The sequence below is a fragment of the Sinorhizobium chiapasense genome (genome assembly GCF_045277575.1).
In the GTDB taxonomy this organism is placed as follows: domain Bacteria; phylum Pseudomonadota; class Alphaproteobacteria; order Rhizobiales; family Rhizobiaceae; genus Ensifer; species Ensifer chiapasense_A.
In genome coordinates, this window is sequence record NZ_CP144205.1 from 2,911,883 (window position 1) to 2,934,047 (window position 22,165).

The 22,165-nt window shown below is 63.0% G+C and carries 21 protein-coding genes; 7 read left to right on the top strand and 14 right to left on the bottom strand.

Going from position 1 to position 22,165, the window contains the following annotated elements; all coding sequences use genetic code 11:
* Window positions 1–16: 16 nt before the first annotated feature.
* The 3 genes from tolA to tolQ are packed head-to-tail and all read right to left on the bottom strand — an operon-like array spanning window position 17 to window position 2,307.
* Window positions 17–1,096, bottom strand: coding sequence for a cell envelope integrity protein TolA (tolA, locus tag QM996_RS14150; protein ID WP_500268018.1), 1,080 nt, complete (start codon window positions 1,094–1,096; stop codon window positions 17–19).
* 9 nt (window positions 1,097–1,105) lie between these two features.
* Window positions 1,106–1,558 (bottom strand): protein TolR, encoded by a 453-nt coding sequence (gene tolR / locus QM996_RS14155; protein ID WP_173520452.1) that lies wholly within the window; start codon window positions 1,556–1,558, stop codon window positions 1,106–1,108.
* 26 nt (window positions 1,559–1,584) lie between these two features.
* A complete protein-coding gene (tolQ, locus tag QM996_RS14160) occupies window positions 1,585–2,307 on the bottom strand; it encodes a protein TolQ (RefSeq protein WP_173520451.1) in 723 nt (240 codons plus the stop codon).
* An 82-nt stretch (window positions 2,308–2,389) separates the two neighbouring features.
* Between tolQ and QM996_RS14165 the strand changes: the two genes are divergently transcribed.
* From QM996_RS14165 to ligD, 3 genes are read left to right on the top strand one after another with little or no spacing between them, the layout of a single operon-like run.
* Entirely contained in the window at window positions 2,390–2,911 is a 522-nt protein-coding gene (locus QM996_RS14165; protein ID WP_500268019.1) for a hypothetical protein, read from the top strand.
* Complete coding sequence (gene ku, locus QM996_RS14170; RefSeq protein ID WP_500268020.1) at window positions 2,911–3,759, top strand: Ku protein; 849 nt, start codon at window positions 2,911–2,913, stop codon at window positions 3,757–3,759. The genes QM996_RS14165 and ku overlap by 1 nt, the downstream gene beginning before the upstream one ends.
* 8 nt (window positions 3,760–3,767) lie before the next feature.
* Window positions 3,768–6,362, top strand: coding sequence for a DNA ligase-like domain-containing protein (ligD, locus tag QM996_RS14175; protein ID WP_500268021.1), 2,595 nt, complete (start codon window positions 3,768–3,770; stop codon window positions 6,360–6,362).
* A 24-nt stretch (window positions 6,363–6,386) separates the two neighbouring features.
* Here ligD and ybgC read toward each other — a convergent pair whose 3' ends face one another.
* Window positions 6,387–6,842: a tol-pal system-associated acyl-CoA thioesterase gene (ybgC, locus tag QM996_RS14180; RefSeq protein WP_500268022.1), complete on the bottom strand. Its 456-nt coding sequence runs from the start codon at window positions 6,840–6,842 to the stop codon at window positions 6,387–6,389.
* Window positions 6,843–6,966: 124 nt separating this feature from the next.
* Here ybgC and QM996_RS14185 point away from each other — a divergent pair, with 124 nt between their 5' ends.
* From QM996_RS14185 to QM996_RS14195, 3 genes are read left to right on the top strand one after another with little or no spacing between them, the layout of a single operon-like run.
* The gene (locus QM996_RS14185; protein WP_500268023.1) at window positions 6,967–8,187 is read left to right on the top strand and encodes an NAD-dependent epimerase/dehydratase family protein; all 1,221 of its coding nucleotides are present in this window, start codon (window positions 6,967–6,969) and stop codon (window positions 8,185–8,187) included.
* Window positions 8,184–9,044, top strand: coding sequence for a glycosyltransferase (locus QM996_RS14190; protein WP_500268024.1), 861 nt, complete (start codon window positions 8,184–8,186; stop codon window positions 9,042–9,044). The genes QM996_RS14185 and QM996_RS14190 overlap by 4 nt, the downstream gene beginning before the upstream one ends.
* Window positions 9,041–9,943 (top strand): NAD-dependent epimerase/dehydratase family protein, encoded by a 903-nt coding sequence (locus QM996_RS14195; protein WP_500268025.1) that lies wholly within the window; start codon window positions 9,041–9,043, stop codon window positions 9,941–9,943. Before QM996_RS14190 ends, QM996_RS14195 begins: the two co-directional genes overlap by 4 nt.
* Before the next feature lie 21 nt (window positions 9,944–9,964).
* Here the strand turns inward: QM996_RS14195 and QM996_RS14200 are convergent, their stop codons facing one another.
* The 4 genes from QM996_RS14200 to ruvC form a co-directional block, all read right to left on the bottom strand.
* A complete protein-coding gene (locus QM996_RS14200; RefSeq protein WP_500268026.1) occupies window positions 9,965–10,867 on the bottom strand; it encodes a metallophosphoesterase in 903 nt (300 codons plus the stop codon).
* On the bottom strand, window positions 10,868–11,908 hold the full coding sequence (gene ruvB / locus QM996_RS14205) for a Holliday junction branch migration DNA helicase RuvB (protein ID WP_173520443.1): 1,041 nt from the start codon (window positions 11,906–11,908) through the stop codon (window positions 10,868–10,870).
* 95 nt (window positions 11,909–12,003) lie between these two features.
* A complete protein-coding gene (ruvA, locus tag QM996_RS14210; protein WP_173520442.1) occupies window positions 12,004–12,621 on the bottom strand; it encodes a Holliday junction branch migration protein RuvA in 618 nt (205 codons plus the stop codon).
* 63 nt (window positions 12,622–12,684) lie between these two features.
* The gene (gene ruvC, locus QM996_RS14215) at window positions 12,685–13,197 is read right to left on the bottom strand and encodes a crossover junction endodeoxyribonuclease RuvC (protein ID WP_500268027.1); all 513 of its coding nucleotides are present in this window, start codon (window positions 13,195–13,197) and stop codon (window positions 12,685–12,687) included.
* A 171-nt stretch (window positions 13,198–13,368) separates the two neighbouring features.
* Here ruvC and QM996_RS14220 point away from each other — a divergent pair, with 171 nt between their 5' ends.
* Window positions 13,369–14,367, top strand: a complete 999-nt coding sequence (locus tag QM996_RS14220) for an LLM class flavin-dependent oxidoreductase (RefSeq protein ID WP_500268028.1) — start codon at window positions 13,369–13,371, stop codon at window positions 14,365–14,367.
* Window positions 14,368–14,377: 10 nt separating this feature from the next.
* Here QM996_RS14220 and QM996_RS14225 read toward each other — a convergent pair whose 3' ends face one another.
* The 6 genes from QM996_RS14225 to QM996_RS14250 form a co-directional block, all read right to left on the bottom strand.
* Window positions 14,378–15,007: an HAD family hydrolase gene (locus tag QM996_RS14225; protein ID WP_500268029.1), complete on the bottom strand. Its 630-nt coding sequence runs from the start codon at window positions 15,005–15,007 to the stop codon at window positions 14,378–14,380.
* Window positions 15,008–15,079: 72 nt separating this feature from the next.
* Window positions 15,080–15,826 carry a YebC/PmpR family DNA-binding transcriptional regulator gene (locus tag QM996_RS14230; RefSeq protein ID WP_500268030.1) on the bottom strand — a complete coding sequence of 249 codons (747 nt, stop codon included), beginning with the start codon at window positions 15,824–15,826 and terminating at the stop codon, window positions 15,080–15,082.
* Between the two features lie 84 nt (window positions 15,827–15,910).
* Window positions 15,911–16,393, bottom strand: coding sequence for a hypothetical protein (locus QM996_RS14235; protein ID WP_500268031.1), 483 nt, complete (start codon window positions 16,391–16,393; stop codon window positions 15,911–15,913).
* A gap of 17 nt (window positions 16,394–16,410) precedes the next feature.
* Window positions 16,411–17,247, bottom strand: coding sequence for an MBL fold metallo-hydrolase (locus QM996_RS14240; RefSeq protein ID WP_500270317.1), 837 nt, complete (start codon window positions 17,245–17,247; stop codon window positions 16,411–16,413).
* 243 nt (window positions 17,248–17,490) lie between these two features.
* Window positions 17,491–20,670 (bottom strand): efflux RND transporter permease subunit, encoded by a 3,180-nt coding sequence (locus tag QM996_RS14245; protein ID WP_500268032.1) that lies wholly within the window; start codon window positions 20,668–20,670, stop codon window positions 17,491–17,493.
* On the bottom strand, window positions 20,667–21,821 hold the full coding sequence (locus QM996_RS14250) for an efflux RND transporter periplasmic adaptor subunit (protein ID WP_500268033.1): 1,155 nt from the start codon (window positions 21,819–21,821) through the stop codon (window positions 20,667–20,669). The genes QM996_RS14245 and QM996_RS14250 overlap by 4 nt, the downstream gene beginning before the upstream one ends.
* Between the last annotated feature and the right edge of the window lie 344 nt (window positions 21,822–22,165).

Here is a 22,165-nt window from a genome sequence, read left to right on the forward strand (position 1 = left end):
TTCCAATCCCGGCAGCTCAGAGTGCGAATTCCGAGGGGTCGAAGTTCAGCACGAGGGTATTCCATCCTTTTTCGCCATCATATTTTTCAGGTGGCAGGTTCTGTAGCGGCGACGAGCGGCGGAGCGCGCGCAGCGTGCTGCTTTCGACAGCGCGACGCGTTCCCTCAGGCCCGCCAGTTGCGGTGACCTCAGGCGTGCCGACGATATTGCCGGCTGGATCCAGCTGGACCTTGATCGTCACCCGGACTTCCTGAACGCCGGTGAGGCCAGGCGTCAGCGACCAGTTGCCCTGGATCTGACCCTTCACGCCGTCGATCTCGTTGGCGCTGAGGCCCACGCCGATCGTCTTCTTGCCGCCGAGAGCCGCCTCTTGCGTCGAGCGCTTGGCGCCACCGGCGGACGGGTCCTGCCGGTTGAGCAACGCGGCAATCTCGTCGGCGTCGAACTTGCTTTCTTCGGTGGACGCCGCCTTCTTCTGTTCCTTCGGCGTTGCCTCGTTCTTGCGTTCAGGCGTCTTGGCACTCTGTGCCGGTTTTTCGACCTTGGGCTTTGCGGCCGGGGTCGGCACCTTTTCGGGCAGCGCCTCGGCTTCCGGGTTTTCAGCTGGCTTTTCTTCGGCCGGCGCCGGATCGGGCTTCGTCTCCGGCTTCACTTCCTGCTTGGGTTCCGGCAGGGCTGCGACCTCGGTCGCCGGTTCGGAAGCAGGCTTGGTCTCCTCGACCTTCTTGATTTCCTGCTCGACCGGATCGGGCGTCGGCTCGGGCTTTTCGTTCTTTTCCGGCGAGGCCGTGGCTTCGCTCTTCGACGGCTTGGCGTTCGGCGTCGGCGGCGTCTTCAGGTCGGTGTCGTTGTCACCGACGTTCTCGGCCGGCTGGTTCGTCTCCGGGCGCTTGGTCGGAACCGGGGACGAGGTCTCCTTCTTCGGCGCCTTCTTGTCGCCCTGCTGAACCTGGGTCATCTCCGAATAGGGAACGATGTCGACAGGCAAAGCCTCGACGTCGGCGACCTGGAAGTCAGCCGGGCTGCCAAGCGACACCAGCGCCCAGGTCAAGACCATGGCGTGGAGGACAGCAGATGTAGCGAGACTGCCCTTCATCGTGGACGATCACTTTTCCTGTTCTTGCAGCGTGACAAGGCCGAGATTCTTGAAGCCTGCGGCTGAGATGCGGGCCATGACCTTCATGACCGTGCCGTAGTCGGCATTGGTGTCGCCGCGCACGTAGATACGCTCGTTGTAGCCGGTGGTGGCGATCGCCTCGAGCTTCGGCACGACTTCATCGATCGCGATCGGCGTTTCCTGCAGGTAGATCTCGCCGGAAGGATTGACCGAGACGGTGATCGGCTGCGTATCGGAATTGAGCGCCTTCGCCTGCGTTTCCGGCAGGTCGATCGGCACGCCGACGGTCATCATCGGCGCGGCTACCATGAAGATGATCAACAGCACGAGCATGACGTCGACGAAAGGCGTGACGTTGATCTCGCTCATCACGGCCTTCTTGCCGCCGCGGCGGCGACGTCCGCCGCCCGAACCCTTGGCTCCGCCAACCGACATACCCATCAGCGTGGTCTCCGTATCTCTGGCGATTATTGCGCGGCCTGGCGCGGGCTCTGCAGCTTCTCGTCGATCTGCCGCGACAGGATGGCCGAGAATTCGTCGGCAAAACCTTCCATGCGTGCCGACAACTTGCCGGCGTCGGCCGAAAACTTGTTGTAGGCGATAACCGCCGGGATAGCGGCGAGCAGGCCGATCGCGGTGGCGAGCAGCGCTTCGGCGATACCGGGCGCCACGACCGCGAGGTTGGTCGACTTCGAGCCGGCAATCGCCTGGAACGAGGTCATGATACCAACGACCGTACCGAAGAGGCCGATGAAGGGCGCGGCCGAACCGATGGTTGCGAGCGAACCGAGGCGCGCTTCCAGTGATTCCGATTCACGGGCGAGCGTCACGTCCATGGCGCGGTCGATACGCATCTGCAGGCCGATCGGCGACCGGGCGCCGCGCTCGAAGCTCTTCTTCCATTCGCGCATGGCGGAAACGAAAATCGCCCCCATGCCGGCGGTCTGCCTGTCGGCCAGCGTCCGGTAGAGCTCTTCCAGCGACTGGCCGGACCAGAACACCTGCTCGAAGTTGTCGAGTTGACGGCGCACGCGACCGTAGTTCAGCGTCTTGTCGACGACGATCGCCCAGGTCCATACCGAGGCGGAAATCAGCCCCAGCATGACCAGCTTCACGACAAAGCCCGCCTGCATGAACAGCGACCAGAGGGTCACGTCGTGCGTCGCAGCGGCCAATCCAACCTGTTCCATCGTCTTCAGTCCCCGAATCCAAACACCCGGCAAGAGCGGTTCATGCTCGTGACCGGGTAGCCCAAACGTCCTGTTTGCAAGAATGCCCGGCACCGCCGTGGATCGCACCATCGCGACCTTAATTAGCTTTAGGTTGCCTTCTTGCCGTCAATTTTGGTCAAAGGATGACGTGCACTGCACAAATCCTGATGCAGTGATTAAGACACCATTATGGTTAAACATCCGTTACCGCGCTGTGTCTTTCCAGTATCACCTGGCGGCCGGAACTTACCTTGGCCGGGCACGTTTCTTCGGCATGGGCCAGCAGACGACACGACAGCGCGACAAACGATCTTCCTCGCCGCATTTTGATCCGCGGGACCGGTTGATCCTTGCGCTTTATGCCGAGCTCAAAGCCGAGCGGGAGACGCGAGCCGCATTGGAGGACGCCCTTGCCCATGGCGTGCTGTCGACCGATGTCCTGCAGGCGATCATTTCCGACCCGATCCCGGTCGTCACGGGCGAGGACATCGCCCATATCGAGCGGGCTTTGGCCCAGGACAGGGCGAGAGCGGCCGTAGTCGAAGATACGCCGAACATTCGGCGCCTGCGTGGAGGCCGGTGATGGCGGCGCGAGCCCTATGGAAGGGGCAGCTTCGGCTCTCGCTGGTGTCCATTCCCGTCGAGCTCTTCAGCGCCACCCGCGCCAGCGCAAAGGTGGCTTTTCGCCAGATCCATGAGCCCTCCGGCAAGCCGGTGCACTACGCAAAGGTCGTCGACGGCGTTGGTCCGGTCGACACGGACGATATCGTCAAGGGATATGAGTACGAGTCCGGCAAATACGTGCTGCTCGAGCCGGAGGAAGTGGACTCCATCAAGCTCGAGACGAAAAAGACCCTCGAACTCGTGCAGTTCGTCGGTGCCTGCGACATCTCGCCGATCTACTTCGACAAGCCCTACTACGTCGTGCCTGCCGACGATCTCGCCGAAGATGCCTACCGTGTGGTTCGCGATGCCCTGCGAGCCGCGTCGAAGATCGGGCTTGGCCAGTTGACGTTGCGCGGCCGCGAATACCTGGTTGCGGTCCGGCCCTGCGGCAACGGCCTGCTGCTCGAGACGCTCAGATATGCCGATGAGTTGAGAAAGGCGGAGCCGATGTTTTCCGATCTCTCCGGCAAGAAAGCGGAAAAAGACCTGTTGGACGTCGCGACGGCCCTCATCGATCGCAAGACCGCCCCTTTCGACGCCGCCGCATTCAAGGACAATTACACTGCGGCGCTCACCGAACTAGTCAAGCGCAAGATGAAGGGGAAGTCGAACCGCGTTTCCGTCGAGGAGGACGAGCGTCCCGAACGCCGCGGCGACAATGTGGTCGATCTGATGTCAGCGCTGAAGCAGAGCCTTGAAGCAGGTGACGGGAAGAAGTCGGCGAAGTCCAAACCGGCGCCGTCTCGCCGGCGCAAATCCGCGTGAGGTAAAGCATGGCTGCCAACCGCGATCCCCTTGCCGAATACAACAGACGCCGCAATTTCCGCGAGACCCGCGAGCCAAAGGGCAAGATCGCTCGCAGTCGCTCGAGCCAAAGGCGCTTCCTGGTGCAGAAACATGACGCCACACGCCTTCATTACGATTTCCGACTGGAATGGGACGGCGTCCTGAAAAGCTGGGCCGTGACCCGCGGACCTAGCCTCAACCCGGAGGACAAGCGTCTCGCCGTTCGCACCGAAGACCACCCGCTTGCCTATGCGGATTTCGAGGGAACGATCCCCGAAAAGCAATATGGCGGCGGCACCGTCATGTTGTGGGACACCGGCTGGTGGGAGCCGGAAAACGATCCCGAGGAGGGATTGCGCGAAGGCAAGCTGACGTTTCAACTCCATGGCCAGCGCATGCATGGCGGCTGGGCACTGGTCCGCATGCGGCCACGCTCCGGCGAGAAGCGCGAGAACTGGCTGCTCGTCAAGGAGGGCGATGACGCCGCCTGCGACGATGGTGAAATTCTCCTGGAAGACCATCAGACGAGCGTCACCACCGGCCGGACCATGGACGAGATCGCCGCCGGCAAGGGCGAGCGCAGGAAGCACATCTGGGCATCCGACAAAACTGCAGCCGCGAATCTGAAGGCGGGCGCGGTCGACGCGCAGCCGAAGAGATCGGCCAAGGGCAAGCCGCCTGCTTTTCAGAAGCCGCAACTGGCAACGCTGGTTTCAGAAGCGCCAGAGGGCGACGCCTGGCTGAACGAGGTCAAGTTCGACGGTTATCGCCTGGTGGTAGCTATCGGTGGCGGCAAGGCCATCTGCCACACGCGCACCGGACTCGACTGGACCGAGAAATTCCAAAACATCTCCAAGGCATTGGCGGAACTTGACTGCACGTCTGCGCTTATCGACGGCGAGGCCGTTGCCGTGTCCAAGGAGGGGTCATCGTTCTCCGCCCTGCAGAAGGCGCTGAAAGGCGGCGGCGAGACACGCTTCTATGCCTTCGACCTGCTTCACCTCGACGGCCGCGACCTGCGCCGCCTGCCGCTGATCGAACGGAAGGAGACACTGAAGCGGCTGCTCAGATCCCTGCCGCCATCCAGCACCGTTCAATACAGCGAACATGTGCGCGGTAATGGGCCGGAAGTCTTCTCGACCATCTGCAAGGCCGGCCAAGAGGGCATCATCGCCAAACAGGCGGAGGCACCCTACAGCAATCAGCGAACCCGAAGCTGGCTCAAGATCAAATGCACAAGGCGCCAGGAATTCGTCATTGGCGGCTACTCGCCGTCGACGAAGAAAGGACGCGCCTTTGCCTCGCTTCTCGTCGGCACCTTCGACAAGGGCGAACTCATCTATCGCGGACGTGTCGGAACCGGTTTCGACGAGGAACGCATGGAAACACTCTCGGCCGCTTTCGCCAAACGCCGTCGCGCGACCAGTCCCTTTGCGACCGTCCCGCGCGAGATCGCAAGGGACGCGATCTGGATCAGGCCGGACATGGTCGCAGAGATCGATTTCACCGAATTTACCGATGATGGACATATCCGCCACGGCGCCTTCGAGGGGCTGCGGGAGGACAAGGAGGCAAAGTCCGTGACACTCGAAACGCCGAAACCCGCAACGAAGTCCTCAGGCAAGTCCCAAGCGGAATCCGCGAAGGCAACGACCGCAAAAGGGGGATCGACCGCAGCGCACGAAACCGTCCTTGGCGTGCGGATCACCCATCCGGACCGCATCCTGTTCGAAGGCCAGGGCATCAGCAAGCTCGACCTCTCCCGCTATTATGCAGTCGTCGGGGAGCGGATGCTGCCCTATGCCGCCGAACACCTGCTGTCGTTGGTGCGCTGCCCGCAGGGCGGCAAGGGGCAGTGCTTCTACCAGAAGCATGCCAGCGACGGCTTTCCCGACGAGATCAAGGAGGTTCCCGTCAAGGAGACCTCCGGCGAGACCGAGGACTATATGTATGTGCGCGACGCCAAGGGATTGGTCGCCGCCGTGCAGATGGGCACGCTGGAGTTCCACATCTGGGGTTCACGCTTCGACAAGCTCGAGACACCCGACCGGCTGGTTTTCGACCTGGATCCCGATGAGGGCCTGGACTTCGGGGTCGTCAAGGCGGCGGCCATGGCTCTGCGCGACGCGCTCGACGAGATCGGCCTGAAGTCGATGCCGATGGTCACGGGCGGCAAGGGTGTCCATGTCATCGTTCCGCTGACGGCCCGCGCCACCTGGTCTGAAGCTAAGGCGTTCGCCAAGACTTTTGCCCAGGGATTTGCCGACCGCGATCCCGACAGTTTCATCGCCACCATGTCGAAGGCGAAGCGCAAGGGGCGCATCTTCATTGACTGGCTGAGGAACGAGCGTGGCGCGACCGCGATCGCGCCCTATTCGACCCGGGCACGGGCCGGCGGGCCGGTCGCCACTCCCGTTGGCTGGGACGAGCTTTCCGCGCTGGAAGCCGCCAACGGCTTCCGCATCCCGGATATTCTCGAGCGGATCGAAAGCGGCGCGGATCCCTGGCGCGATGTCGCCGGCGTGAAGCAATCGCTGACCAAGAAGATCCTGGACAAGCTCGGAGTGAAGAAGGCGGATTGAGCTGCCTCTGTCAAAGCGGACCGATCAGCCGGCGCTCTCCTTCGCGTACTGGAACTTGTAGGCCAGCGCTTCCGGCAGCCGCCGTGGGCGACCCTGGCCGTTGATGACGGCGATGATCACCTTGGCGGCGATCAGCAGTTGCTCGCCGCGACGGATCTCCTGCTGCAGCACCATCTTGGCGCCACCGGCCTTCTCCGTGACCGTCGTAATCGTCAGGATGTCGTCCATGCGGGCAGGCAGCTTGAAGTCGATCTCCATGCGATGCACTACGAAGACCAGGCCTTCGCTGTCGCCTTCGATCGCGAGCGTCGCCTGTTCGACGCCGAGCAACCGCAGGAAGTCGGTGCGGGCGCGCTCCATGAAGTGCAGGTAGCGGGCGTGATAGACGACGCCGGAAAAATCTGTGTCTTCGTAGTAGACGCGCTGGACCAGCCGATGGCCATTTTCGGTCAGTTCGCCTGCAAGCGAAATCAGGGACATGCTTTTCTCCGAAAGAAATTCCCGTTTCCTGTGCAGGAACAAAAAGCCATTTGCAAGCATTGCAGCGTTGTCACAATCCTACCCTATCACGTGACGGACTTCCTTCTTGAGCAGGAGAACGTGCATGAAGATTGCGATTCTCGGCGGCGACGGTTTCGTCGGCTGGCCCACGGCCCTTCACCTGTCCGATGCCGGCCACGATGTCCATATCCTCGACAATCTCTCTCGCCGCTGGATCGATACGGAGCTCGGTGTGCAATCGCTGACGCCGATGGACTCGATCCAGGAACGCACCCGTATCTGGCACGCAGAAACCGGCCGCCGCATCCATTTCAACCTGATCGATCTTGCTCGCGACTACGAACTGCTCAAGAACTGGCTCGCCGAACATCGCCCGGATGCGATCGTGCATTTCGCCGAACAGCGCGCCGCGCCCTATTCCATGAAGAGCGACCGCCACAAGAACTACACGGTCAACAACAACGTCAACGCCACGCACAATCTCTTGAATGCGCTGGTCGAGCTCGACCTCGATGCGCATCTGGTGCATCTCGGCACCATGGGCGTCTACGGCTATTCGACCGTCGGCGCGGCGATCCCCGAGGGGTACTTGCCGGTCGGCATCGAAACGATGGGCGGCGAGACCGTCAGCCAGGAGATCCTGTATCCCTCCAATCCCGGCTCGATCTATCACATGACCAAGTGCCTGGATCAGTTGCTGTTCCAGTTCTATGCGAAGAACGACGGCCTCAGGATCACCGACCTGCACCAGGGTATCGTCTGGGGCACCCATACCGAGCAGACACGCCGCCACCCGCAGCTCATCAACCGCTTCGATTATGACGGCGACTATGGCACCGTCTTGAACCGCTTTCTGATCCAGGCAGCGATCGGCTATCCCCTGACGGTGCACGGCACCGGCGGCCAGACGCGCGCCTTCATCCACATCCAGGATTCGGTCCGCTGCATCGAGCTGGCGCTGAAGAACCCGCCGGCCCGCGGCAGCCGCGTCGAGATCTTCAACCAGATGACCGAGACCCACCGGGTGCGCGACCTTGCCGAGATGATCGCTGTAATCACGGGCGCGCAGATCGCCTGGCTGCCGAACCCGCGCAAGGAAGCGGCCGAGAACGAACTCGTCGTCCACAATGAGAAGTTCTTAGGCCTCGGCCTCAACCCGACGCGGCTGCAGGACGGGTTGCTGTCGGAAATCGTCGATGTCGCGAAGAAATTCGCCTATCGTGTCGATCGCACGCGCGTGCCTGCCGTCTCCGCCTGGACCAAGGACATTGCGCCGCTCATCAACCACGACCCAGAGGGCAAGCGGCTGAAATCCGTTTCATGACATCCACCGATCCTTCGGAGGGGCTGCGCCCCTCCTCGCCTCCTTCTGCCGGCCATGCCTTCGTGACGCTGGTCACCAATGCCGACTATGCGCTCGGGGCTCGCGCCTTGGCGCGCTCGCTACGCCTCTCCGGCACCGAGGCCGATATCGTGGTGCTGCATACCGGCGGCGTTTCGCTCGACGCGCTGGTGCCGCTGGCCGAGTTCGGCTGCCGCCTCGTCGAGACCGACCTCCTGCCGCTCTCCGATTCGTTCAACGAGCGCCACCAGCGTCGGAACGTGCATGAGAAGGCGCCCTTCACCAAGGGGCGCAAACCCGCCTTTCACTCGCCGCTCGACAATTTCTGCAAGCTCAGGCACTGGCAACTTACCGAATACCGCCGCTGCGTCTTCATCGACGCCGACGCGCTCGTGCTCAGGAACATCGACCGGCTGTTTTCCTATCCGGAGTTCTCCGCCGCGCCGAATGTCTACGAAAGCCTTGCCGACTTTCACCGCTTGAACTCGGGCGTCTTCGTCGCCGAGCCTTCGCTCGCGACATTCGGACGGATGCTCGCTCGTCTCGACGCACCCGAGGCCTTCTGGCCGCGCACTGACCAGACCTTCCTGCAGACTTTCTTTCCGGATTGGCACGGCCTGCCCGTGACGATGAACATGCTGCAATATGTCTGGTTCAACATGCCCGACCTCTGGGACTGGCGCTCGATCGGCGTCCTGCACTACCAGTATGAAAAGCCCTGGGAAAAGGACCATCCGCGTGCCGCGGCCTTGCGGCCGCTGATCGACCTCTGGTTCGCCTTCCTGACCGGGGACGACATTCCGGAGATCGCTTCTCTCGCCAATCCGGCACGCCGATGACCCGGGTCCTGGTCTCCGGCGGCACCGGCTTCGTCGGTCGTTTCATCGTCGAGCATTTGTTGCGGAGCGGATACGAGGTGATCGTCGGCGGTCGCCATCCGCCCAACCCCGGTTTTTTCACCGCCGATCTTCGCTTCGTGCCGTTGTTTCTCGATCCGGATCTCGACCAGGCCGCAGTATTTGATGGCGTTACCGGCTTCGTCCATGCTGCATTCGAACATGTCGAGGGCAGGTATCGCGGCGGTGAAGGCGACGATCCGCAAGGATTCTGCCGTGCGAATATCGATGGCTCGGTCCGCCTGTTCGAGACGGCACGGGCGGCCGGCGTCAAGCGCTGCATATTTCTGTCGAGCCGCGCCGTCTACGGCAGCCGCCGGGCTGGTCGTCTCGACGAGACGTCGCCCCCAGACCCGGACACGCTTTATGGCCAGGTGAAGGTCGCGGTCGAAGATCACTTGCGGATGCTTGCAACCGAGGACTTCATCCCGGCAAGCCTGCGGGTCACCGGCGTATACGGTGCCGCCGGTCCCGGCCGACGGCACAAGTGGGCCCACCTGTTTGCAAGCTATCTCGAAGGAAAACCGATCCAGCCGCGGATCGGCACCGAGATCCATGGCGATGACTTGGGTGCCGCGGTGCGCCTGATGCTCGAAGCGGATAGCGCCGCGGTGCGGGGTGAGGTCTTCAACGTTTCGGACCTGCTGCTCGACGTCAGGCAAATTCTCTCGCTGGTACAGGCGCTGACCGGATGTCCGCACGCATTGCCGGAGACCGTTTCGGCGGATCGGTATCTCATCATGGCGACTGAAAAATTGCGCCAGCTCGGCTGGCAGCCTGGCGGACCGGAGCGGCTGGCGACCTCGATCAGGGATCTGCTCGAAGACATCAGGCCCGCGTAAGGCCTCCGGACCTCGGACCGGCTAACCGAGATCGATGACGACGATTTCCGGCGGCACGCCGAAACGAACCGGCGCAAGCGAGCAGCCGAGACCTCCGGAAACAATCAGGTTGCAATCGTTCTCGACCATATGGCCATAGGCATAGCGGTCGCCAAAGCGCGAGGGCACCACCGGCGCATAGCCGAGAAGCCGCACCTGGCCGCCATGGGTATGGCCCGACAATGTCAACGCGACGCGTGAGGGAACGCTCGGGAAAATGTCCGGCTCGTGCGCCAGCAAAATGACCGGATCGCCGTCGTTCACCTGCGCCAGCGTGCCGTCGAGATCGTCGAGACCTTTCATGCGCTGCCGCTGCCACTTCTTGCCCGGCACCAGGGCGAGCTGGTCTTCGAGACCGGCGATCCAGAAGCCCTGCCCTTCTTTCTCCAGCCGGACTGCCCGGTTGCTGTAGACGTTGATGCCGACATCCTGCAGCGCCTTGTGTCCGAAGGTTGGACCACTGCCGTTTCTCTGCGCGGTCTTGTCCTCCCACCAGTCGTGATTGCCCATGATGGCATGGACGCCAAGCGGCGCCGTAAGCGTCGCAAGCGACTTCGCCCACTCGCTGGAGTGGACATAGCGGGTAACGAAATTCATGCCGGCCGCGTAATCACCGAGAAGCACGGTTACGTCGCCGCCGAGATCATTGGCCTGGCGGCAGATCGAGGCGATGCGGCTTGCCGGCATCCAGGGTTCGCAGGCATGGATATCGGCGAGCGCGACGACACGCAATTTCAGACCGGGTGTCCAGCCGGGCGGCGTCAGCGAGTAGCGAGTTACATTCAGCCGGGCCAATGGCTCGACGGCGAAGGCGTAACCGCTAAGCGCCGCCATGCTGGCAATCCCGCCGCCGATCATTTTCAACAATCCGCGGCGGGTAATCATCTATTCGTCCTCGAGTGTCAGCCGAAATTGTGTCGCCTCGACCTCTTTCGGTGGATTGAGGCCGATATGTTTCCAGGCATTTGCGGTCAAGATACGGCCGCGCGGCGTCCGTTGTATGAAACCCTGCTGGATCAGATAGGGCTCGATGATGTCTTCGATCGCGTCGCGCGGTTCGGAGAGACCGGCGGCGATGGTTTCGATGCCGACAGGTCCGCCAGCGAAATTCTGCGCGATCATGAAGAGATAGCGGCGGTCGAGCTGGTCGAGCCCCATATTGTCGACGAGCAGCCGCGTCAGCGCTTCGTCGGCGATCTCCTTGGTCACGGCCTCGGCGCGCGCCACTTCGGCGAAATCGCGCACCCGGCGCAGCAGCCGTCCGGCGATGCGCGGCGTGCCGCGCGCACGGCGGGCGATCTCGCGCGCGCCATCGTCGGTCATGCCGAGCCCCATCAGCCGGGCGCCGCGCCGGACGATCGATTCCAGTTCCTCGACGGTGTAGAAGTTGAGCCGCACCGGGATGCCAAAACGGTCACGAAGCGGTGTCGTCAGCAACCCGAGGCGGGTCGTCGCCGCCACCAGCGTGAACTTCGAGAGATCGATCTTCACCGAACGTGCGGCCGGACCTTCGCCGATGATGAGGTCGAGCTGGAAATCTTCCATCGCCGGGTAGAGGATTTCTTCGACCGCCGGATTGAGCCGGTGGATTTCGTCGATGAAGAGCACGTCGCGCTCTTCGAGATTGGTGAGCAGCGCGGCGAGATCGCCGGCCTTGGCTATGACCGGACCGGACGTCGAGCGGAAATTGACGCCGAGTTCCTTGGCCATGATCTGCGCAAGCGTCGTCTTGCCGAGGCCGGGCGGGCCGACGAACAGTACGTGGTCCAGCGCCTCGCCACGATTCTTGGCCGCTTCGATGAAGATCTTCAGGTTGGCGCGCGCTTCCGCCTGGCCGGTAAACTCGTCCAGCGACTGCGGGCGCATGGTCGCGTCGAGATCCTCACCGCGCTTTTCCGGCGTTATCAGACGTGCCGCATCAGTCATGCATTCGTTCCAATTGGTCGGTCGTCATGGCGCAGGGTACCCACCTGCGTCCGGCCCCTTCCGTTCTGCCTTGCGCGCCCCGCCAAGGCAAGCGCTCATCGCGCCAGTTCCTTGAGGCCGAGGCGAATGAGCTTGGCACTGTCTCCCCCCTCGCCGCCATTCTTCAGCGCGGCGGCAACCGCATTGGCCGCCTGGTCGCGCGAATAGCCGAGATTGGTCAGCGCCGAAACCGCATCCGACACCGGCGCGGAGGCGACGCCTTCGCCAAGCTCCTGCTTGAGGCCGATCGACGACGCCATCTCGCCGGCAAAGGACGGCGCCTTGTTCTTGAGTTCGGTGACGATGCGCACCGCCACCTTGGGGCCGACGCCTGGCGCGCGGGAGACCGAGGTCTTGTCCTGCAGTGCGATGGCATTGGCGAGTTCGCCCGGCGTCAGGGTCGAGAGCACCGCAAGCGCAACCTTCGAACCAACGCCCTGCACGCTTTGCAGCAGGCGAAACCATTCCCGCTCGAGCGCGGTCAGGAAGCCGAAGAGCTTCAACTGGTCCTCGCGCACATAGGTCTCGATGAAGAGCATCGCCGCTTCGCCAGCCGAACCGAGCTTGGACAAGGTGCGCGCCGAACAAAAGGCGACATAGCCGACGCCATGCACGTCGAGCACGACGTGATCCTCGCCGATCTCGTCGATGGTACCCTTCAATTTGCCGATCATGTGGCGTCTCTCGCGGTGGGGGATGGTCGCTCAGACCATCGGAAAAAACTATGTCGGGCGCAACTACGCCATCAATGCGGCGAGCCGGCTCGTGACCGATTGCCGGTTGTGAGCATGGCAGATGGCGATCGCCAGCGCGTCCGCCGCATCGTTGCCTTTGAACTCGACCTTCGGCATCAGAACCCTGATCATCATGTGGATCTGCTGCTTCTCGCCATGGCCGACGCCGATCACCGCCTTCTTGACCGCGTTCGGCGCATATTCGGCGACCCTCAGGCCCGCGCGCGCCGGCACCAGCATCGCAATGCCGCGCGCCTGGCCAAGCTTCAGCGTCGCCGTCGCGTCCTTGTTGACGAAGGTCTGCTCGACCGCCGCTTCGTGCGGCTGGTAGCTGTGCACCACTTCGGCAAGGCCGTCGTGTAACTGGCAAAGCCGCGAAGCGAGATCCATCTCGCCATCGGAGGTGACCGTGCCGGAGGCCACGAAACGCAGCGAGTTGCCGAGCGTCTCGATGATCCCCCAGCCGGTGCGGCGGAGGCCCGGATCGATGCCGATGATGCGAATCGTATTCTGCATGAAATTCACCCTATGACTCCAGCCTGGACGCTGCCAGCAAAAAGTGAACAAAACAAAAACATACGCACAGGTGAGATCAGCGATCAGGATTTCTTCGCCATCGCCCTTGGATTGAGGAAAATTGAGCTTACATAGCCTTCCATCAATTTCCCTCAACGAAGGCCCGTGCCAATGGCGACTTTCTCCGTCCTCGATCTCTCCCCGATCACCGAAGGCGGCAGCGTCGCCCAATCGCTCGAAAATTCCCGCCGACTGGCGCAGGCAGCCGAGGAGAACGGCTACAAGCGCTTCTGGCTGGCGGAACATCACGGCATGAAGGGCATCGCCAGCGCCGCCACCTCCATCGTGATATCGCACGTGGCCGCAGCCACGAAGACGATCCGCGTCGGTTCCGGCGGCATCATGCTGCCGAACCATTCGCCGCTGGTGATCGCCGAACAGTTCGGCACGCTCGCCGCGCTCTATCCGGGCCGCATCGACCTCGGCCTCGGCCGCGCGCCGGGAACCGACATGCGCACGGCCCAGGCGCTCCGGCGCAACATGGAGGCAAGCGGCAACAATTTCCCGAACGATGTCGTGGAACTGCAGGCCCTGCTCGGCCCCGTCGCCGAGGACCAGAAGATCATCGCCGTTCCGGGCGCCGACACCAATGTGCCGATCTGGCTGTTGGGCTCGAGCCATTTCAGCGCCCACCTTGCCGGCATGCTCGGCCTTCCCTTCGCCTTCGCCTCGCATTTCGCGCCGGACATGCTGCTCTCGGCGCTGGAGATCTATCGCGAACGCTTCACGCCGTCCGCGACGCTCGACAAGCCGCATGTCATGGTCGGCGTCATGGGTGTCGCCGCCGATGCGGACGAAGAGGCGAATTATCTTTTCACCTCGATGCAGCAATCCTTCGTGGCGCTGCGCCGCAATGCGCGCGGACGGTTTCCGCCGCCGGTTCAATCGATGGACGGGCTCTGGAGCTATGACGAAAAGATCTTCGTGGACCATTCGATGATGTATGCGGTCGTCGGCGGGCCCGAGACGATCCGCCGGAAAATTGCGACCTTCCTCGATCAGACGAAGGCCGATGAACTGATCATCTCCCTACCGATCTTCGACATGGAGGCGCGCCTGCACTCGCTTCGCCTCTTCGCCGACGCCCAGCGCGATCTCGCGAAGGCCTGAGAAAGCGCGATCAGACCACGCCGAAAGCCGGCGCAATCTCCTCCATCCGGGTGAAAAACCGATCCGGTCCGAGCTTTTGTAGGAAGACCGGATCGGCATAGCCCCAGGCCACGGCTCCCGCGGCGATGCCCGCCTTGCGGGCCGCTTCGATGTCGCGCGCTTCGTCGCCGATCGCCAGGAACCGGGTCGGGTCCAGCCCGGAATATCGGACCGCCTTTTTGAAATGCTGGTCCTTGCCGAAGAGAGCGGCACCACACTCGAAAATGTCCACGGACGCAGCGGCTTCTCCGAGCGCGGCGCGAATCCCGTCTTCCGCATTCGAGCTGACGATGGCAATGCCGATACCGGCGGCCTTCAAGCGGCTGAGCAATTCGGCGACGCCCGGGAACAGCCGCACGGATGCGGCCTCGGCCGCCATCGCCCGGCGCATGAAGATGGCGATCTGCGGCAGCTTCCACAGGGGCACGCCGAGATGCGCGATGATCTCGCGATTGCCCATCGTTCTCAGCGACTGGAACTCCTCGACGGAAAGCTCACGGAAGCCGTAGCGCCGTGCGGCACTGTTGCAGGCAAGCATGAAGCTCGCCGCGGTGTCGGCGAGCGTGCCGTCGAAATCGAAGATCGCAAATTCATAGGTCATCGGCACCAAACAATGAAAAACCCGTGCCCTTTCGGACACGGGTGAACAATCCGGAACTTGCCAAGCGTCCAATCAGGCCGACAGCTTCGCCAGGATCTCGTCCGACACTTCGAAGTTCGAATAGACGTTCTGGACGTCGTCATCGTCTTCGAGGGTGTCGATGAGCTTCATCAGCGACTGTGCCTTTTCTTCGTCGACCGGCACGGTGTTCTGCGGCTTCCAGATCGCCTTGACGGTCTCAGCTTCGCCGAGCGTGTCTTCGAGCGCCTTGGAGACTTCGCCGATCGCCTCGAAACCGCAGATGATCGTGTGGCCGTCCTCGTCGGTGGTGACGTCGTCGGCACCCGCCTCGATCGCCGCTTCCATGACCTTGTCGGCATTACCGGCGGAGAGCTTGTAGGTGATTTCGCCGACGCGGTCGAAGGAGAAGGAAACCGATCCGGTTTCGCCAAGCGCACCGCCGGCCTTGGTGAAGGTCGAGCGCACGCTGGAAGCGGTACGGTTGCGGTTATCGGTCAGCGCCTCGACGATGACGGCAACACCGCCCGGGCCGTAGCCCTCGTAGCGGACTTCTTCGTAGTTTTCCGCATCGCCGCCGGAGGCCTTCTTGATCGCCCGTTCGATGTTGTCCTTCGGCATCGACTGTGCCTTGGCGTTCTGGATCGCCAGGCGCAGGCGCGGGTTCATCGCCGGGTCCGGCATGCCGGCCTTGGCGGCAACCGTGATTTCGCGCGCGAGCTTGGAAAACATTTTCGAGCGCACCGCATCCTGACGGCCCTTGCGGTGCATGATGTTCTTGAACTGTGAATGGCCAGCCATGGCACCCTCTGCATGCATGATAATGTAGGAATGGGGCGCCTTATAGTTTTATTGCCGCTTTCCGTCCAGCCGGGGCGCGGCTTTTCAGTCGGCCGATACCTGCGCGCGGCTCAAGAGGAAGCTGTGTCCGTCATCGCGACGACACGAAAGGCCGGTGCGTTCCGAGGCGCAGGCGAACGGTCCCCGTGCCCAGCTTTGCCCATAGTCGAGCACCGGGCCGGACGAACAGCAGCTCGGATAACCGACGGCGTGATTGAGGGTGGCTGCACCCATACGGCCGAGTGTGGCGCGAACGTAGCGCGGCGCGACGATATCGCAGGCAAGCTCCGGGCCGCCGTCAGCAGGCTGATAGACGGGCGTGCCGCCGGCCGGCGTGTAGACGCAGCCGATATTGCCCGAAGGCATCACGAATATCTCCTGCACGCCCGCAGGCCCAACGGTCGGCTCCGGCTGGCTCTGCTGCTGTTGTCCTTCGGGAGAGGGCATGCGTGGCGGCGGCGCGCCACCTGCTTGGGCCAATGTCGACAGTGACAGGAAAAGCGATACGCCAACCACAAGCAACTTCATCGGGCGATCCTGAATGTTCAGACGCCCTGGAGAATATAAATCAGAGGTTTGCTTGGCAAGGAACGCAACGAGACTTTGACGCTGGCGCTGTCGGCGAAGCGCTTGTCGTAGTCGTCGCCGAACATGTCGAGGAACGCGTCGATCGGCGGGCCGCGGCGGTGCATCGGCAGGATCAGAGACGACCGCAGTCGATTGACGACGCGGCTCATGCTTTCGGCCCCCATGGTCAGGCCGCCGTCGACCGGCACCATGAGCACGTCGAGCCGACCGATCTGGCGGTAGTGGCTGTCGTCAAGCTCGTGATGAAGATGACCGAGATGGCCGATGCAAAGGTCCGCGACCTCGAAAATGAAGATTGAATTACCGTCACGCTCCATTGCCCCGCCGACTGCACGGATGTCGGTGGTGACGTTGCGGATATAGGTGTCGCCCACCACGAGGTCGTGGCGGGTGGGTTCGCCGTCGTCGCCCCAGCCATGCAGCACGGTCCTGATCGCCGGGTCGGGCGTCAGCGTGTAATGGCTCGAATGTGCCTTGTTCATTGTCGCGACCGTCGGCGGCGTCGGGGGCGCGAACCAGCCATTGTAGTCGGTGGCGATCGAGATGCCGCCGGGCGTCTCGATCAGGAAGGTGGAATGACCGAGATAAGTGATGGTCACCTCACCGGCAGTCGCCTGTCCTTTGGCGGCGGCCGCGGACGTGAAACTGGCGAAGGTCGCCTGCGGCATGGCTTCGGCAATCGCCTGGCATTGACTGGCGTGACGGGGCTGTTGCTGCGCATGCGCGACGGACGGCCAGAATGCATGGATCAGCCATATGGCGGCGAACGTGTAGACAAGGTACCGGAGCATCAGCCTTCACCTCTCTCACTTTGCTTGCTTGACCCGGGCCTGAAGGGCGCGGAGGCGGCAGCCGTTGAACAGCGAATGCCTTTGCCTTCGCTCGGCCTGATGATGGCGTCACGGGCAGGGAGAGAATTGTTCAAGGGCCAGGCCGCGTCCAGTTACAAACGGCGGGCCCTGCTCACGTTTACGTCACCGCTCTCGACAGGGAACGAGGAACTTGGTCGCTGCCGGGGCATCACAATGTCGTATCCTCTATTCGGCGGGGTGGGGAGCCGGTTCGGTCACCACCGCCGATTTGCGCCGCCGGAACGACCGCAGCGCGACGTAGAAGACCGGTGTCAGAAACAGGCCGAGGAAGGTCACCCCGAGCATGCCGGAGAACACCGCGGTACCGAGCGACTGGCGCATTTCCGCGCCGGGGCCGGTGGCGATCATCAGCGGCACCACGCCGAGGATGAAGGCGAAGGCCGTCATCAGGATCGGTCGGAGACGCAATTGGCTTGCCTCCACCGCCGCCTGGACCGGCGTCTTGCCCTCGTCCTCGCCCTGTCGCGCGAACTCGACGATCAGGATCGCGTTCTTGGCCGCAAGGCCGATCAGCACGATGAGCCCGATCTGGGTCAGCACGTTGTTGTCGAGCCCGCGGATGAACACGCCGACCAGTGCCGCGAGCACGCCGAGCGGCACGATCAGGATGATCGCGAGCGGCAACACCCAGCTTTCATATTGCGCCGAAAGTGCCAGGAACACGAAGACGACCGACAGCGCGAAGATGAACACCGCGGTATTGCCGGTCTGGCGTTCCTGGAAGGCGAGTTCCGTCCACTCGAAGGTCGTGCCCTGCGGCAGGATCTGGGCGGCGAGCGCCTCCATCTTGTCGAGGGCGGTTCCCGTCGAGACGCCGACCGCGGGGTTACCCTGGATCGGCACCGACACATACATGTTGTAGCGCTGGACCAGCGTCGGGCCGGCAGTATCGCGGATCTCGACCAACGTACCCATCGGCACGAGCGCACCGGTCGCGGAGCGAACCTTCAGCGCGAGGATATTGTCACGCTCGACGCGGTACTGCTGATCGGCCTGAGCCCGCACCTGGTAGACACGGCCGAAGGCGTTGAAGTCGTTGACGTAGGAGGTGCCGAGGTTGATCGACAGCGCCTCGAAGATGTTGGGGATCGGCACGTTGAGCGTGCGCGCCTTGTCGCGGTCGATCGCCAGGAAGTATTGCGGGCTCGAGGCCGAGAAGGTGGTGAAGACGCCCGTCAGTCCCTCCGTCTGGTTGGCGGCACCCATCATCTGATAGGCAAGCCCCAGCGCGCGTCGCATGTCGGCGCTCTGCCGATCCATGATCTGCATCTTGAAGCCGCCGGAATTGCCGATACCGCGCACCGACGGCGGCGGCACGGCGATGATGAAGGCCTCCTGGATGCTCTGCAGGCTGCCGTAGAGCTGACCGATGATCTGGTTGGCGCTCTGGCCGTGCTTCAGCCGCTCTTCGAAACTGTCGAAGGGAGCGAAGACCACGCCCGAATTGGAGGCGTTGGTGAAGGTCGCACCATTGAAGCCGGCAAAGGCGACGGCGCTCTTCACCCCAGGAATGTCCTGGATGATCTTCGACGCCCGCTTGACCACCGCGTCGGTGCGGTCGAGCGAGGCCCCGTCCGGGAGCTGAATGACGACGATCGCATAACCCTGGTCCATGGTCGGCACGAAGCCGCTCGGCACGATCTGCGCCATGTACCAGGTGGCCCCCAGCAGGCCCACAAAGACAAGCAGCGCCGCGGCCACCGCCGTCTTCGTCGACACCAGCTTGTGCACAATCCAGGCATAACCCTCGGCCATGCGGTCGAAACCGTTGTTGAAGCCGTTGGCCATCGATCGGCCGACACGCGTCAGCGGGTTGCCGCTCTCGTGGTGGCCGTTCTCATGCGGCTTCAACAGGATCGCCGCCAGCGCCGGCGACAGCGTCAGCGAGTTGAAGGCGGAGATCACGGTTGCCACAGAGATCGTCACGGCAAACTGCAGATAGAACTGGCCGGCGATGCCCGGGATGAAGGCCGTCGGAACGAAGACGGCGGTCAGTACCAGCGAGATCGCGATGACCGCGGCCCCCACCTCGTCCATGGTCACGTGCGACGCCTCGCGCGGGGTCATGCCGCGCGCGAGATTTCGCTCGACGTTCTCGACCACGACGATCGCATCGTCGACGACGATACCGATCGCCAGCACCAGGCCGAACAGCGTCAGCATGTTCAGCGAGAAGCCGAAGGCGTAGAGGAACGCGAAGGTGCCGACCAGCGATACTGGGATCGCAACGATCGGGATGATCGCCGTGCGCCAGGACTGCAGGAAGACGAGAACCACGATGGCGACGAGCAAGGCCGCCTCGCCGATCGTCTTGTAGACCTCATTGATCGATTCCGAGATGAACTCGGTCGGGTTGTAGACGATCCGGTACTCGAGCCCGTCGGGGAAATCCCGCGAGACGTCGGTCATCACCTTCTGGATCTGCTCGGCGGCATCGAGCGCATTGGTGCCCGGCCGCGAGAAGATGCCGAGCGCCACCGCCGGGCTGCCGTCGAGATAGCTGTTGTTGACATATTCGCGCGCGCCGAGCTCGATGCGGGCAACGTCCTGCAATTGCACGAGACGGCCGGTTTCCGTCGCCTTGACGATGACGTAGCGGAACTGCCGCGCATCGCTGAAGCGGCCGTCGGTGGTGACGGTGTATTGGAAAGCGCTGTCGCCCGGCGCCGGCGGACCGCCGATCGAGCCGCCGGAGACCTGCACGTTCTGTTCGCGCAGTGCCTGCACGACGTCACCCGCGGTCATGCCGTAGGCGGAGAGCTTTTCCGGGTCGAGCCACACGCGCAGCGCATATTCGCGCTCGCCGAAGAGAATGACGTCGCCGACGCCGTCGAGCCGGACAAGCAGGTCGCGGATGCGCGTGCGCGCATAGTTCGAGACATAGAGCTGGTCGTAGCGTCCGGTCGGCGAGAGCAGGTGCACGACCATCATCAGGTCGGGCGAGCTCTTCGCCGTCGTGATGCCGATGCGCCGGACCTCTTCCGGCAGCCGCGGTTCGGCGATGGACACGCGGTTCTGCACCAGCACCTGCGCCTGGTCCAGGTCGGTGCCGAGTTTGAAGGTGATCGTCAGCGCCATCGAGCCGTCGGCGGTCGAATAGGAGGACATGTAGAGCATGTTCTCGACGCCGTTGATCTCCTGCTCGAGCGGCGTCGCCACGGTATTGGCGACCGTGTCCGCGTCCGCGCCGGGATAGGCGGCCCGGACGACAATGGTCGGCGGGGCGATCTCCGGATACTGCGCCACCGGAAGCTGGAAGTAGGCGATGCTGCCGACGATCAGGAGAACGATCGACAGCACCGATGCGAAGATCGGTCGGTCGACGAAGAAGTGAGCGAACCTCATTGCTCCGTCCCCGTCGCTTGCGCCTCGGAGGGAAGCTGAACCATCTCCGGCTTCACCTTCGTACCGGGGCGCGCCCGCATCAGGCCGTTGACGACGATGGTCTCCTCGCCGGTCATGCCGCTGCGGATGACGCGATAGCCGTGCAGCTTCGGCCCGAGCCGCACGGGCTTGGTCACCACCGATCCGTCTGCCGTCACCTCGTAGATGATCCGCTCGTTCTGGTCGGCGCCGATCGCCTCATCGGGAATGAGCACGGCCTTGTAGGTGTTCGAGCCTTCGATCTGTACGCGGCCGAAGAGACCGGGCTGCAGCACCAGCTTCGGATTTTCAAGACGGGCGCGCACGCGCATGGTACCGCTCTGCGGGTCGACACGGTTTTCGGCAAAGTCGAGCTTACCCTTGAACGGCTCCTCATTGGAGTCGGCAATGGTGACCAGCACCTCGAGCGCACCGCCCCCTTCCTGCAGCGCGCTGCCGCGTTCGCGCGCGACCCGTGCGTAGGAGAGCAGTCGCCGTTCATCGACGTCGAAATAGAAGTCGATCGGATCGAGCGAGACGATCGTCGTCAACACGGTCTGGTCAGCCTGGACAAGGTTGCCCGGCGACAGCAGGCGTCGGTCGACGCGGCCGCTCAGCGGCGCAGTAATCGTGGTGTAGTCGAGATCGAGCTTGGCACGCTCGACCGCCGCTTCCGAGCCGCGCACCAGCGCCTGCGCCGAAAGCAGTTCCCGGCGGTGATCGTCAAGCGTCGAGATCGACAGCGTGCCCGTGCCTGTCAGCGATTGCGTCCGCTTGAACTGCGCCTCGGCGAATGCCAGCGTCGAGCGTGCCGATTCGAGCGTTGACTCGGCCTGGGAGAGGGCCGTGCGATAGGGGCGCTGGTCGATGACGAAGAGCTTGTCACCCTTCTTCACCAGCGCGCCATCGGTGAAGTTGACCTCATCGAGATAGCCGCCGATGCGGGCGCGAACCTGCACCTCGTCGACCGGCTCGAACCGGCCGATGAATTCGTCGCTGTCGATCACGTCACGCACGACCGGCTTGGCGACGGTCACGACGGGCAATTGCGCGTCCTGCGCTCGGGCACCAACAGCGGAAAGAAGGGAAAGAGAAGCGCCGACGATCATCGGCAAATGCCACTTAGACAACATGCATGCCCTCCGAACGCACTTTGATCGCGACGAGCAGCCCGATCGACCGACCACCGCAATCGCTTTGAATACTTCAGAGCGGGACATGGCGGAAAATCGCCGCATTACCCTTCCGCTCCGCACAAATCCTCGGATCGGCAGCGATCCAAGAGGCAAAGTCGCACAAGCAATTAAATGATACAGCGGTCTCCGCTCTCGGCCGGCGAACGCTATTGGATCGAGATCGCCGGGCAGAGAGCGCCTGCTCCCGATTGTCCGGTGAACGGCAGCACAGCTCCGCAATCCAAGACTGCGGACGGTATTCGTTACTGGAAAACACTCGAATACATCACGCCCCGGCCCGG